We start from the raw sequence: 12,377 nt of genomic DNA on the forward strand, positions 1-12,377 counted from the left end.
GTTGATAGGCCGGATCTGGAAGCACGGCAACGTGTGGAGGTGACCGGTACTAATAGGCCGAGGGCTTGTCCTCAGTTGCTCGCGTCCACTGTGTTGGTTCTGAAACCACGAACGACCCCGCACGCGGTGCGTGCGGTGCGGTTGACAGTTTCACCGTGTTTCGGTGGTCATAGCGTAGGGGAAACGCCCGGTCACATTCCGAACCCGGAAGCTAAGCCTTACAGCGCCGATGGTACTGCAGGGGGGACCCTGTGGGAGAGTAGGACACCGCCGAACAATCATTGGGAAAGGCCCACACCATATGGTGTGGGCCTTTCTGCTTTTGTCGGCGGTATTCGAGGTGAAGGATGCCGTACCCGGGTACTACGGTGGCCCGTATGAGCTACCTGATCCGGTCCGTCCGTGCTGATGAGTGGCCCGCGGTGAAGGAGTTGCGGCTCGCGGCGCTGCGGGACCCGGTGGCGCACCTCGCCTTCCTGGAGACGTACGAGCAGGCCGCGGCCCGGCCGGACTCCTACTGGCGGGAGCGGACGGCACGGGCCGCCGAGGGCGCGGACGGGGCGCAGCAGATCATCGCCGAAGGGCCGGACGGGCGGTGGGTGGCGATGGTGACCGCGCTCGTGGAGGAACCGGGGACGAAGGACTGGGCCGGCTTCCCGGTGGAGCGGAAGCAGGGACACCTGGTCGGGGTGTTCGTGCGGCCCGAGGAGCGGGGGAGCGGGCTGACCGAGGTGCTGTTCGACGCCGCCCTGGAGTGGTGCTGGGGGCAAGGGCTGGAGCGGGTGCGGCTCGTCGTGCACGAGGAGAACGGGCGGGCGCAGCGGTTCTACCGCAGGGTGGGCTTCGTCCCCAGCGGGGTGACCGTGCCGCTGGGGGACTCGGGGGCGCGTGAGCTGGAGTTCGTCCTCGAGCGCGAGTGAGGGCGGTCAGACCGGGAGTTCGGTGTCCGGCCAGCGTGCGCGGCCCTGTTCCCGGGAGCGGAGCAGGGCCAGGGTGGGCAGGCCCCGGTCCGCTCCGGTGGCCAGCAGCTCCGGCAGCTGGGGGAGGGGGGCCACGGCCGCGACGTCGTCCAGGACGAGGGTCAGTGGTGGGTCGAGGCGACCGGAGGATGACCGTTCGGCCATGCGCCGGCCGCGCTCGACCACGCTGGAGACGAGGGCCGTCAGGAAGGGCATCGCGCCCGGATCGGTCCTGGGGTCCTCGATGGATCGGCCCACGACATAAAGCGTGCCCCCCTCGTGGACGAAGGAATCCAAGGCGAGGGCATCACTTCGGTGAGGAGTGCACGCTTCGCGGATGTTGACCGTGAACAGTGCGGACAGGGCACGGGTGGTGAGGTGCTGGGCCATGTCCCGGCGCTCGGGATGGGCGGTGAGGGCCGCCTCGAGCTCGCCCGCGGCGCCGGAGGCGGCTTTCGGGTGGGTGCGCAGAACGCGTACGGCGTCCTGGATCTGGGCGCCCTGGGACCAGCGGTGGACGTGGCGGACGGTGCGGCCGTCGACGGCGGCGGCGTGGAGGTAGCTGCGCAGGAGGGTGGCGGCGGTGTCGCCGACCGCTTGGTCGAGCCGTGACGCCGGGCGGACCGGGGCCAGGAGGGCGGTCGCTCTGGCGGCCGCCGTCTGCCGGTCCTCGCAGCCCGTGGTGGGGGACCAGTGGAGGCGGGACGGGGTGTCGCACAGGTGGGCGGGGTCGTAGAGGAGGGTGGGGCCCAGTTTGGCCCTGCCGTCCTTCGTCTCCTGCCAGAGGGCCGGGTCGGAGGTGACGACGAGGACGGGGCCCTCGGCGTCGCGTACGGCCTGTGCCGCGGCGCTCCGGCGGCTCTCCCGCGGGCCCACGAGGATCTTCTCCTGCCGCGGGCCCGCGAGGAGTTTCTCCCGCTCGCCCGCGCCGTCCCGGCCGAACGGGGAGGCCGGGCTTCCGGCACCGGGCGACGCCGGCTCGGGCACGGGCCGGGGCGGGGCGGAGGGCTGGACCGCCGGCGGTGCGGGCTCCGTCGGCTCCGGGGCCGCGCGGGGCGTCGGCACCTCGTGCTGCTGGACCTGGAACCGGGCCGTGTCCGGCGGGGCCGCCGGTTCGGACTGTGCGGCCCTCTGCGCGCGCCGCAGCCGGCGCCCCGCCCGCCAGCGCGCCACCGTGCCCAGCACGAACACCGCGAGGACGAGCAGCACCATCAGCTGGCCGATGAACAGGCCCCAGAACAGGCCGTATCCGGAGAGCTGCTCCGGCGGGGTGTCCGGCCAGGCGCCCGTCACGTCGTGCGGCCGGCCGACGAGGTGACGCATGGCCAGCGGGGTGCGGGCGAAGGTGACAGCGGCGGGCCAGGAGCCGTGGGCGAACCAGCCGGCCAGGCCCGTCGCCGTCCACACCAGCACGGCCGTGCCGAGGATGAACACGAGTACGCCGACCAGCAGGCCGTCGGGGATGCCGCCCTGGCCGTCCCGGGGTGCGCGGCGGTCGTCCGGTCTCACACGTCCCCCTACGCCACCGTCGACTCGGAGTCGTCCAGGTGCTGCTCCACGAAGGCCGCCGCCCGCTCCTCCGCCTCCCGTTCGGCGGCGCGCAGGGCGTCGTCCTCGAAGTCGCTGGAGGACTCGGTCATCGCGCGGTCGGTGAAGACCAGGGGGCGTTCGGTCTCGGTGACCAGGTGTTTGACGACCTGGACGTTGCCGTTGACGTCCCAGACGGCGATGCCGGGGGTGAGGGTCGGGATGATCTCCACCGCCCAGCGCGGAAGGCCCAGCACGCGGCCGGTGGCCCGGGCCTCGTCCGCCTTCTGGGCGTAGATGGTCCTCGTCGACGCCATCTTCAGGATCGCCGCGGCCTCCTTGGCCGCCGCGCCGTCCACCACGTCCGACAGGTGGTGCACGACCGCGACGAAGGACAGGCCCAGCCGTCGCCCGAACTTCAGCAGCCGCTGGAACAGCTGCGCCACGAACGGGCTGTTGATGATGTGCCAGGCCTCCTCGACCAGGAAGATGCGCTTCTTGCGGTCGGGGCGGATCCAGGTGTGCTCCAGCCACACGCCGACGATCGCCATCAGGATCGGCATGGCGATGGAGTTGCGGTCGATGTGGGACAGGTCGAAGACGATCAGCGGCGCGTCCAGGTCGATGCCGACCGTCGTCGGGCCGTCGAACATGCCGCGCAGGTCGCCGTCGACCAGCCGGTCCAGGACCAGCGCCACGTCCAGGCCCCAGGCCCGTACGTCGTCTATGTCGACGTTCATCGCCTGGGCCGAATCCGGCTCGGGGTGCCTCAGCTGCTCGACGATGTCGGACAGTACGGGCTGGCGGTCGACGACGGTCTGGTTGACGTAGGCGTGCGCGACCTTCAGGGCGAAGCCGGCGCGCTCGTCCAGGCCGTGCCCCAGGGCGACCTCGATGATCGTCCGGAGCAGGGCGAGCTGGCCGGTCGTCGTGATCGCCGGGTCGAGCGGGTTGAGGCGGATGCCGTGGTCCAGGGCGGCCATCGGGTCCAGCCGGATGGGCGTGATCCCCAGTTCCTGCGCGATGAGGTTCCACTCGCCGACCCCGTCCTCGCCCTGCGCGTCCAGGACGACGACCTGGCGGTCCTTGAAGCGGAGCTGGCGCAGGACGTACGTCTTCTCCAGCGCCGACTTGCCGTTGCCGGACTCGCCGAGGACCAGCCAGTGGGGGGCGGGGAGCTGCTGGCCGTACAGCTGGAAGGGGTCGTAGATGTAGCCCTTCCCGGAGTACACCTCGCGGCCGATGATGACGCCGGAGTCGCCGAGGCCGGGCGCGGCGGTCGGCAGGTAGACCGCCTGGGCCTGGCCCGTCGAGGTGCGCACCGGCAGGCGGGTCGTCTCGACCTTCCCGAAGAGGAAGGAGGTGAAGGCGTCGGTGAGGACGGACAGCGGATCCCGCATCGGGTCCTACCTCCGGATGCCGGTGGCGAAGGGGAGTGTGTTGACGAAGGCGCGGTGGTGCTCGCGGTCGCACCACTCCAGCTTCAGGTACGACTTTCCGGCCGACGCCCTGATGGTCCGCTTGTCGCGGGCCAGCGCCTCGGGGGAGCGCGAGGACACGGTGATGTAGCCGACCAGGTTGACCCCGGCCGCGCCGCTGGCGAGGTCCTCGCCGCGCTGGTCGAGGCGGCTGTGGGCGGCCACGTCACGGGGGTCGACGGTGCGGTTCATCTTGGCGGCGCGGGAGGCCTCGGCCGCGTCGTTCGTCTTCTCCGTCAGCATGCGTTCGATGGCCACCTCGGTGGGTTCGAGATCCATCGTCACGGCGACCGTCCGGATGACGTCCGGGGTGTGGACCAGCAGCGGGGCGAGGAAGTTCACGCCGACCGGGGTCATCGGCCACTCCTTGACCCAGGCGGTGGCGTGGCACCAGGGCGCGCGGGTGGACGACTCGCGGGTCTTGGCCTGGAGGTAGGTGGGCTCCGTGGCGTCCAGCTCGGCCGGCCAGGCGTTGCGTTTGGTCATCGCCTGGATGTGGTCGATCGGGTGGTCCGGGTCGTACATGGAGTGGATCAGCGAGGCCAGCCGCCCCTGGCCGAGCGGCTGCCGTACGCGGATGTCGGCCTCCTGGAGCCGGGAGCAGATGTCGGTCAGTTCGCGGGCCATGACGACCGCGAGGCCGGCGTCCCGGTCGACCTTGGCGCCGTGCGCGCGGGCCGCCCGCGCCATGGCGTTGGCCTCGGCGGCCAGCTCGCGCGTGTAGTGCATGCAGGCGACCAGGTACGCGCGGTGCTGCTCGCTGCTGGTGGACACCATCGACAGCAGCTGGTCGTAGGACTGCTGCAGCCAGCCCGGTGACCTGTCGTCCCCGCGCACGGCGACGTCCTTGGCGTGCGCGTCGGGGTCGGCGGGCAGGGTGCGGGCGAGCATCTGGATGCGGGTGACGAAGCCGTCGCCGTTCGCCACGTGCTTGAGCAGTGTGCCGAACCGGTCGACCAGGGCCTCCTGGTCCTCGGAGTCGCGCAGGCCCACGCCGGGGCCCTCGATCTCGATGGCCGCGGTGACGGTCTTGCGGTCGGCGTGCAGCAGGACGGCGATCTCGTCGGGCCCGAAGGGCGCGGACAGCCAGGTGATGCGGCCGATGCCCGGGGGCGGTCCGACCTCGATCTCGCGGCCGTCGAGCCGGGTGCCGGCCTCCATGGCGCCGGAGCGGTAGGCGGCGCCCCGCTTCAGGGTCCGCTTGTAGGTGCGGTTGATCTCGAACCACTTGTAGAACGTGCGGTGCTTGTACGGCACGTACACCGCGGCCAGCGCCAGCATCGGGAAGCCCGTCAGCAGCACGATGCGCAGGGACAGGACGGGGACGAGGAGCCCGCACATCATGCCGAGGAACGCGCCCACGACGATCAGGGCGATCTCGCCGGTCTCGCGGTTGCGGCCGACGATCGCGTTCGGCCGGGCGCGGCCGATCAGATATGTACGGCGGGGCGTGACCGGATGGGACACGTGGGACTCGGTCGTCAACGCCCTTCACCTCCCGTGCGGTTGGTACTGCTGTTGCGGGTGTTGCCGGCGTGCGGGGTGTTCACCGGGCTGCTCGAGCGGGGTGCGGGTGCGGCGGAGGGGACGGATCCGCCGCCGTTCGAGACGCGCGCGCTGTGCGCGGCGACCCCGCCGGAGGCCGGGTTGGACGGACGGGGGGCGGCGGACGGGGTGCCCCCGCCGTGGTGGTCGGCGCGGGAGCTGTGGGTCTTGATGCCCTGGGCGACCAGGGACGCCGGGGAGCTGATGACGGCCGCGGCCTTGCCCTCGGCGCCCTGCATGATGCGGTTGTTGCGGGAGCCGGCGATCTCGTCGCCGAAGCCGGGGACGAAACGGTAGATCATCGCGCTGGCGAAGATGGCGAGCAGGATGATGGCGAGGCCGGAGACGACGGCGGAGAAGGCGTCCGGGCCGTCCTCGGCGGACAGCGCGCCGGCCAGGCCCAGCACGATGACGATGACGGGCTTGACCAGGATGACGGCGATCATGATGCCCGCCCAGCGGCGGACGTGCCCCCACAGGTTCTTGTCGACCAGGCCGGCGTAGACCACGGTGCCGAGCAGGGCGCCGACGTAGAGCAGGGCGGCGCGGATGACGAGCTCCAGCCACAGCACGCCGGCGGCGAGGATGCTGACCAGGGAGACGACGATCAGCATGATCGGGCCGCCGCCGATGTCCTCGCCCTTTTTCAGCGCCTCGGAGAACGTGCCGAAGAAGGCGTCCGTCTGGTCGCCGGTCGCCTTGGCCAGGACCTCCGTGATGCCGTCGGTCGCCGAGACGACCGTGTAGAGGATCAGCGGGGTGAAGGCCGAGGCCAGGACCGTGAGCCAGAGGAACCCGACGGCTTCGGACAGGGCGGTGGCCAGGGGGACCCCGCGCACGGCTCGCTTGGCGACGGCCAGCAGCCACAGCAGGAGCGTGAGGATCGTCGACGCGGCGAAGACGACCGCGTACTGCTGCAGGAACGTGGGGTTGGTGAAGTCGACGTTGGCGGTGTCCTGCACGGCGCCGCTGAGCTTGTCGACGGTCCAGGAGGCGGCGTCGGCACAGCCCTTCGCCAGGGAGGCGAGGGGGTCGAGGGTGGTGGTGGGGTCGTTGAGGGTGGATCCGCGGTCGCCGGAGCCGCCGCCGTTCTCGCCGCGTTCGCAGTATTCCTTGGCGGGGCCGACGATGAGGTCGCATTTGTCGTCCGACGCGGACGGAGACGCGGACGGAGACGGCGACGACGACGGGGAGAGCGAGGGAGACGGCGACGGTGTGGGCGCGGCTGCGGCACGTGTGGCCAGCAGCACGGCCGCGGTCTGTACGGCTGTGACGGCGACGGTGACCTTGAGCACGCGGCGCGGGCTACCGGGCATAGGTGAAGCCTCCGTACTCCTCGACGGCCTTGGCCATCTCGTCGGCGCTGGACGCCTTGTTGTCTCCGGGAACGGGCGCGGGGCCCTCCTTCTGAGCGAAGCTCTCGACCTTCCAGTCGCCGTTCACCCAGCGCAGCTGGAGCGTCATGGTGAACCAGTCGCTGGTGACCGGGTTGGTGGACTTCTCCCCGGCTGTGCCGTACAGCCCTGTGCACCAGACCTCGGCGGTTACAGCGGTGGCCGAGTAACTCGTGAGCTTTGTGCCGATCGGCGCAGTACGGGAGACGTACGTCTGTCCCTCTCTCGCGTCGCCGTTCTCGTCCAGGCCGATGTCGTTCAGGAACTCTTTGGTGTAGGCCCTGTCGAACCGCTCCTCGAGGGAGGCATGCTTGTCCGCCACGAAGATCTGCCGGACGATCTCCGTCCGCCGCGCGGGTTTGAGGATGTCGGCCGAGACCAGCGCCACCGCGTAGTTCGCCGCCGCGCTCTCCGCCCCCTGCCGGTTCTGGGGGAAGCCCGACGGGATGCCGGCCGCGGTGGTCCGGACCGGGCGTTGCCCGGAGGGTGCCGTGGCCGAGGTCTCCGGCTTGTCGGTGGAGTCGGCGCTGGAGGAGGAATCGTCTCCTCCACGGTTCGCGAAGGCGATCGCCGCGATGAGCAGGACCACCACGCCGACCACCGTGACGAGGCTGCGCGACGACGAGCGGCCGCCGCGCCGGGCGCCGCCGTACGGGTCGCCGCCTCCGTCGGGCAGGCGCGTGCGGGTCTGGCCCGTGCCGCCGTAACCGCCGGAGGCCTCGTGCTCGTCTCCGAGACTCATGCCGCGTACGCCCCCTCGACGTCGTGCGGAAACTCCTCGTGTCGGTCGTACACCTCGTACTCCTCGTACGACGGTAGCCGTGCTGGTTCCCGCGCGGGCGCGGTGTGGTGACTCGACATCAGGGAGACGCAACCTCAGCCGGTGGGCACGACGGGCGGGTGGGGTGGAGGGGGAGCCGGGCGTGCCCGGCCGGGGGAAGGGCCCGGCCTACACGGCCATGCCGTACACGATGGTGAAGAGGGTGCCGAGTGAGCCGATGATGAACACACCCGTCAGGCCCGCGATGATGAGGCCCTTGCCCTGCTCGGCGCTGAAGGTGTCGCGCAGCGCGGTCGCGCCGATGCGCTGCTTGGCCGCGCCCCAGATGGCGATGCCGAGGCAGAGCAGGATGGCGACCGCCATGACCACCTCGATCATCACCTTGGCCTCGTTGCCCAGGCTGCCGAAGGGCCCCCAGTCCGGAGCGATCCCGCCGATGATGGTGTTGATGTCTCCCTTGTCGGCCGCAAAGAGCATGTAAGTCACCGCCCCTGTTGGGTAGTTCCGCATCCTCTGCGGTCGTGCAGAGGTCAGGCATCATTCTCGCCGACAATGACGCTGTCGTATGTCGACTTGGCGTCATTGATTGGCGGGTTTCGTACGAATACCTTGCCACCGGTCCGCTCCGTTGCCTAAGGGGACGCGGGCCGGTGTGAGAAGAATCGTATGGTCACTCTGTGTATCACGGCTGGTCACGCCGGGCAATGAAGGGGGAGCGGAACCCGTGATGTGGTTCCGCGGGTGAGCCTTTTTCAGGTTTCGGACTGTTTTCGGCGGTTGGCCGGATGACCGGTCGTCATGATGTTCCCCGGGTGAAGGCCGGCGGGGCGTGGCGCGGGGGTGCCCCGTGAGCGCCGGCGTGCCCCTCCGTGATCGTTCCGTGGCGCGGTGTCGGCCCCTACACTGACGTGGGCGACGGACTCCTGGTCGGTGAGGGGCGGTTGACGGTGCGTAAGGCGTGGATCGTGACGACCGCAGTGACGGGTTCCGCGTTGGCCTTCGTGATGCTGCTCGTCGTCGGTGTCTACGTCGTCGCCGGGAACCTGGTGAACGGCGCGGGCGGTGGCGCCAAGACGCTGGCCAAGGGGGCCGTGCCCGCCGCGTACTCGGACCTCGTGCGCAAGTGGGGCAACCTCTGCCCCGCCATCAACCCGGCGCTGCTGGCCGCCCAGCTCTACCAGGAGAGCGGCTTCAACCCCGGCGCCAGGAGCCCGGCGGCCGCGCAGGGCATAGCGCAGTTCATCCCCGGCACCTGGGCCACGCACGGCATCGACGGGGACGGGGACGGCGACCGGGACGTGTGGGATCCCAAGGACGCGATTCCGTCGGCGGCGTCGTACGACTGCACCCTCGCCTCGTACGTGAAGGACGTACCCGGGGACCTGACCGAAAACATGCTGGCCTCCTACAACGCGGGGGCCTACGCGGTGATCAAGTACCGGGGCGTGCCGCCTTACCGGGAGACCCAGAACTACGTCAAGCGGATCCGGGCCCTGGAGGAGAGCTTCGCCGCGCCCGTCGGCCGCGTCGACCCCTCCCGGCAGGCCGCCGGTGCCATCGCCTACGCGCAGAAGAAGCTCGGCACGCTCTACCTGTGGGGCGGCAACGGCACCCCTGAGCAGGGCGGACGCTTCGACTGCTCGGGCCTGACCAAGGCCGCCTACGAGAGCGTGGGCATCACGCTGCCCCGCGTCGCCAACGACCAGTACAACGCGGGCCCGCACCCGTCGCGGGACGAGCTGCTCCCGGGCGATCTGGTGTTCTTCTCGGACGACCTGACCAATTCGCGTGCCATCCGGCATGTCGGTATTTACGTCGGCGGAGGGTACATGATCGACGCGCCCCGGACGGGTGCCGTCATCCGGTTCGACCCGATCGACACCCCTGATTACTTCGGAGCCACGCGGGTGACCGAAGATGGCGCGAAAGCGCTGCCCACCACCGTGTGAACCGAGTGTGAAACCACCCCCTGAGCTGCGGCGATGGGTCTCTCTTCGATAACGTCTGCGTGATCATTCGGTGGAGGGTGGAACGTATCGACGGGGACCGTGCGTTCCTGTTGGCGTAGCCGAGCAGACGTCAGTCGGCATGTGACACGCGCGTGTGCACGTGTGCGGCGGAAGCGGATCTACACACCACGGGGGTGGGCAGGCAGCGGCGTACACGGGTGCGCCGGGAGAGATGACGAAGGGGCCGCAGCACCATGGCTGGACTCGCCGAATCCGGGTCGAACCCTGACGTCGACCTGCTCTACGACATCAACGGCCTGGCCAAGGACGCGCCGCCGTGGTTCGACCGGATCATGGAGTACGTCGGGGAGTACGGGCTGCTGCTCGCCATGGTGCTGCTCGTGCTGGGGTGCTGGTGGTCCGTGCGGCGGCGCGGCGGCGAGGACGCGGCGTCCTCCGTCGCGGCACTGGTGTGGGCGCCGCTCGCGGCCGGCGTCGCGGTGCTGGTGAACGTGCCGATACGAGGGTTCGTGGAGCGGCCCCGGCCCTTCCTCGACCACCAGGGCCTGGAGGTCCTGGTCTCCGGCAAGACCGACTACTCGTTCGTCAGCGACCACGCGACGATCACCATGGCCATGGGCGTGGCGCTGTTCGTCGCGAACCGGAGGTTCGGGCTCGTCGGCATCGGGCTGGGGCTGCTGGAAGGGTTCTGCCGGGTCTACATGGGCGTGCACTATCCGACGGACGTCGTGGGCGGGTTCGCGCTCGGCACGGCCGTCGCGCTGCTGCTGTCGCCGCCGGCCATGGCGCTGCTGACGCCGGTGACCAAGGCCGTCGAGCGCTCGCCCCGGGCGGGGTGGCTGATCAGGGGGCGGGGACGGGCGTACGCAGGGCAGGACGCGGTGGTTCCGGGTGCGCGGCGTGAGAGCGCGGGGTCCCAGGAGAGGGACCTCGCCGCGTAGGCGGGCGCCCGCCGGGGGCGGGGGTGGCGCGCCCGCGCGCCGCGAGGCGTCCCGCGCTCCTCTTCTCCCCGGGCCGGCCTCACAGCGCCTGCGGGTACGTGAAGAGGCGGTCCGGGTCGTACTGCTTCTTCAGCTTCGCCAGGCGCGTGGCCGCGTCGCCGTAGTACGCCTTGCGCCAGTTCGGCAGGGTCGGGTCCGGGTAGTTCTGGTAGGCCGCGCCCGAGGCGTGCGGGCGCATCGCCCCGTGGGCGGAGGCCAGCCAGGACTGGGCCGTGGTGCCGGTCGTGCCCGCCCGCCAGGAGGCGATGTACTGGGCCAGCACGCGCGAGCGGCGGTGGACGAAGGCCGTGGCCGTCACGGGGACGCGGTTGACGGCTCCGCCGAGCGCGGTCAGGGCGATGTTGCCCGCCCCGCCGCGCATCGAGCGGATCTGGGACAGCAGGGTGCGGATGCCCGCCGGCGGGAGCGGGCGGTCGAAGAAGTCCGAGCGGGCCGCGTACGTCTCGCGGCCCAGCGCGCCCTGCGGGGAGCGGCCCGGGGTCGAGCCGGGCAGGTGGCACTGGGCGTCCGTCGGGAACGAGGAGCAGCCGGCGTACACCTCCATCGACTCCTCGTACGAGCGGCGCTTGAGCGAGACGTGGCGCGCGGGGGCGCCGACGCGGCCGGCGAGGCGGTCGACCGCGTTCTGCAGTTCGCGGTGGGTGCCCAGGGAGAAGGCGGCGACGGAGACGGTCGGGGTGCCGCCGGCGCTCGCCAGGTGCAGGGACGACCAGATCTCGTCGGGCTGCGACGGGCCCCACTCCTGCCAGGCCCCGACCACCGCGGCGGCCGACGACCAGGGCCAGGTCAGGTACGCCGACACGCCCTGGGGCGCGGGGTGGGTCCTGAAGCGCAGCTCGGTGACGACGCCGAAGTTGCCGTTGCCCGCGCCGCGCAGCGCCCAGAACAGGTCCTCGTGTTCGCGGGCGTCGGCGGTGAGCCGCCTGCCGTCCGCCGTGATCAGGGTGGCCCCGGTGAGGCTGTCGCAGGTCAGGCCGTAGGCGCGGGAGACCATGCCGTGGCCGCCGCCGAGGGTGAGGCCGGAGACGCCGACGGTGGGGCAGGAGCCGGCGGGGATCGTGACGCCCTTCGCGGCGAGCGCGCGGTAGACGTCGATCAGTTTGGCGCCGGCGCCGATGACGGCCCGGTCGCCGCTCGCGCGGATCCGGTCGAGCTTCGAGACGTCGATGACCAGCCGGCCGTTGCCGGAGGACCAGCCGGCGTAGGAGTGGCCGCCGTTGCGGATCGCCACGCGCACGTCGTGGGCGCGGGCGTAGGCCAGGGCGGTGCGGATGTCGTCGGGGTGGGCGACGTAGGCGACGGCGGCCGGTACCAGGGTGTCGAAACGGGTGTTGTAGAGCTGCCGGGCCGCCTTCCACCGGGTGTCGCCCGGGCGGATCAGCGGGCCGTCGAGGTCGCGGGCCAGGGCGGCCCAGTTCGCGGCGGCGGTGACGCCGGTGGAGGAGGGGGAGGCGGGGGTGTGGGAGGTGCGGGCGGTGGCTGTGGTCGTGGCGGCGGTGCGCGTGCCGTCCGCCGCCGGGCCCGCCCCGTCGCAGGCGGCCGTCGTCGCCGCCGCGATCGCGGCGGCGCCGCCCTGGATGAACGTCCGCCGGTCCATGTGCGCCTCCCCTGGTGTTCCGTGGAGCCAGACGGCTCCGGCCCCTCGCGGGTTCCACCCAACGGCCCCGGCCCTCGGGTTTCCGTCCGGCCGCCCGGTGCCCGGGTCCCTGCCGTCCCGTGCCG

At 71.4% G+C, this 12,377-nt stretch carries 11 protein-coding genes and 2 rRNA genes; 5 read left to right on the plus strand and 8 right to left on the minus strand.

Going from position 1 to position 12,377, the window contains the following annotated elements:
* From AB0L29_RS03000 to AB0L29_RS03010, 3 genes are all read left to right on the plus strand, one after another.
* Positions 1–73, plus strand: a 23S ribosomal RNA gene (locus AB0L29_RS03000); the annotation flags it as partial.
* 86 nt (positions 74–159) lie between these two features.
* A 5S ribosomal RNA gene (rrf, locus tag AB0L29_RS03005) occupies positions 160–276 on the plus strand.
* Positions 277–377: 101 nt separating this feature from the next.
* Complete coding sequence (locus AB0L29_RS03010) at positions 378–920, plus strand: GNAT family N-acetyltransferase (protein WP_365822706.1); 543 nt, start codon at positions 378–380, stop codon at positions 918–920.
* Positions 921–926: 6 nt separating this feature from the next.
* On the opposite strand, the gene AB0L29_RS03015 is transcribed toward AB0L29_RS03010, so the two are convergent.
* The 7 genes from AB0L29_RS03015 to AB0L29_RS03045 form a co-directional block, all read right to left on the minus strand.
* Positions 927–2,468 carry a type IV secretory system conjugative DNA transfer family protein gene (locus AB0L29_RS03015; protein WP_365822708.1) on the minus strand — a complete coding sequence of 514 codons (1,542 nt, stop codon included), beginning with the start codon at positions 2,466–2,468 and terminating at the stop codon, positions 927–929.
* An 8-nt stretch (positions 2,469–2,476) separates the two neighbouring features.
* Entirely contained in the window at positions 2,477–3,886 is a 1,410-nt protein-coding gene (locus AB0L29_RS03020) for an ATP-binding protein (protein WP_365822710.1), read from the minus strand.
* 6 nt (positions 3,887–3,892) lie between these two features.
* Complete coding sequence (locus AB0L29_RS03025) at positions 3,893–5,449, minus strand: SCO6880 family protein (RefSeq protein ID WP_365822712.1); 1,557 nt, start codon at positions 5,447–5,449, stop codon at positions 3,893–3,895.
* Complete coding sequence (locus AB0L29_RS03030) at positions 5,446–6,825, minus strand: hypothetical protein (RefSeq protein WP_365822713.1); 1,380 nt, start codon at positions 6,823–6,825, stop codon at positions 5,446–5,448. The genes AB0L29_RS03025 and AB0L29_RS03030 overlap by 4 nt, the downstream gene beginning before the upstream one ends.
* On the minus strand, positions 6,815–7,645 hold the full coding sequence (locus tag AB0L29_RS03035) for a hypothetical protein (protein ID WP_365822715.1): 831 nt from the start codon (positions 7,643–7,645) through the stop codon (positions 6,815–6,817). Before AB0L29_RS03035 ends, AB0L29_RS03030 begins: the two co-directional genes overlap by 11 nt.
* Entirely contained in the window at positions 7,642–7,764 is a 123-nt protein-coding gene (locus AB0L29_RS03040; RefSeq protein WP_365822716.1) for a hypothetical protein, read from the minus strand. Before AB0L29_RS03040 ends, AB0L29_RS03035 begins: the two co-directional genes overlap by 4 nt.
* Before the next feature lie 88 nt (positions 7,765–7,852).
* The gene (locus AB0L29_RS03045) at positions 7,853–8,161 is read right to left on the minus strand and encodes a hypothetical protein (RefSeq protein ID WP_003991275.1); all 309 of its coding nucleotides are present in this window, start codon (positions 8,159–8,161) and stop codon (positions 7,853–7,855) included.
* A 527-nt stretch (positions 8,162–8,688) separates the two neighbouring features.
* On the opposite strand from AB0L29_RS03045, the gene AB0L29_RS03050 reads away from it, so the two are divergent.
* Positions 8,689–9,633, plus strand: coding sequence for a bifunctional lytic transglycosylase/C40 family peptidase (locus AB0L29_RS03050; RefSeq protein ID WP_365823410.1), 945 nt, complete (start codon positions 8,689–8,691; stop codon positions 9,631–9,633).
* Positions 9,634–9,887: 254 nt separating this feature from the next.
* Positions 9,888–10,595, plus strand: coding sequence for a phosphatase PAP2 family protein (locus tag AB0L29_RS03055; RefSeq protein WP_365822718.1), 708 nt, complete (start codon positions 9,888–9,890; stop codon positions 10,593–10,595).
* Between the two features lie 79 nt (positions 10,596–10,674).
* Here AB0L29_RS03055 and AB0L29_RS03060 read toward each other — a convergent pair whose 3' ends face one another.
* Positions 10,675–12,252 carry an FAD-binding oxidoreductase gene (locus AB0L29_RS03060; RefSeq protein ID WP_365822720.1) on the minus strand — a complete coding sequence of 526 codons (1,578 nt, stop codon included), beginning with the start codon at positions 12,250–12,252 and terminating at the stop codon, positions 10,675–10,677.
* Positions 12,253–12,377 lie beyond the last annotated feature (125 nt).

The sequence above is a fragment of the Streptomyces sp. NPDC052701 genome, from assembly GCF_040678355.1.
Classification (GTDB): Bacteria; Actinomycetota; Actinomycetes; order Streptomycetales; family Streptomycetaceae; genus Streptomyces.

Coding starts and splice junctions, on each gene's coding strand:
- AB0L29_RS03010 (WP_365822706.1), top strand. CDS start 378: ATGAGCTACCTGATCCGGTCCGTCCGTGCTGATGAGTGGCCCGCGGTG.
- AB0L29_RS03020 (WP_365822710.1), bottom strand. CDS start 3,886: ATGCGGGATCCGCTGTCCGTCCTCACCGACGCCTTCACCTCCTTCCTC.
- AB0L29_RS03030 (WP_365822713.1), bottom strand. CDS start 6,825: ATGCCCGGTAGCCCGCGCCGCGTGCTCAAGGTCACCGTCGCCGTCACA.
- AB0L29_RS03035 (WP_365822715.1), bottom strand. CDS start 7,645: ATGAGTCTCGGAGACGAGCACGAGGCCTCCGGCGGTTACGGCGGCACG.
- AB0L29_RS03040 (WP_365822716.1), bottom strand. CDS start 7,764: ATGTCGAGTCACCACACCGCGCCCGCGCGGGAACCAGCACGGCTACCG.
- AB0L29_RS03045 (WP_003991275.1), bottom strand. CDS start 8,161: ATGCTCTTTGCGGCCGACAAGGGAGACATCAACACCATCATCGGCGGG.
- AB0L29_RS03050 (WP_365823410.1), top strand. CDS start 8,689: ATGCTGCTCGTCGTCGGTGTCTACGTCGTCGCCGGGAACCTGGTGAAC.
- AB0L29_RS03055 (WP_365822718.1), top strand. CDS start 9,888: ATGGCTGGACTCGCCGAATCCGGGTCGAACCCTGACGTCGACCTGCTC.
- AB0L29_RS03060 (WP_365822720.1), bottom strand. CDS start 12,252: ATGGACCGGCGGACGTTCATCCAGGGCGGCGCCGCCGCGATCGCGGCG.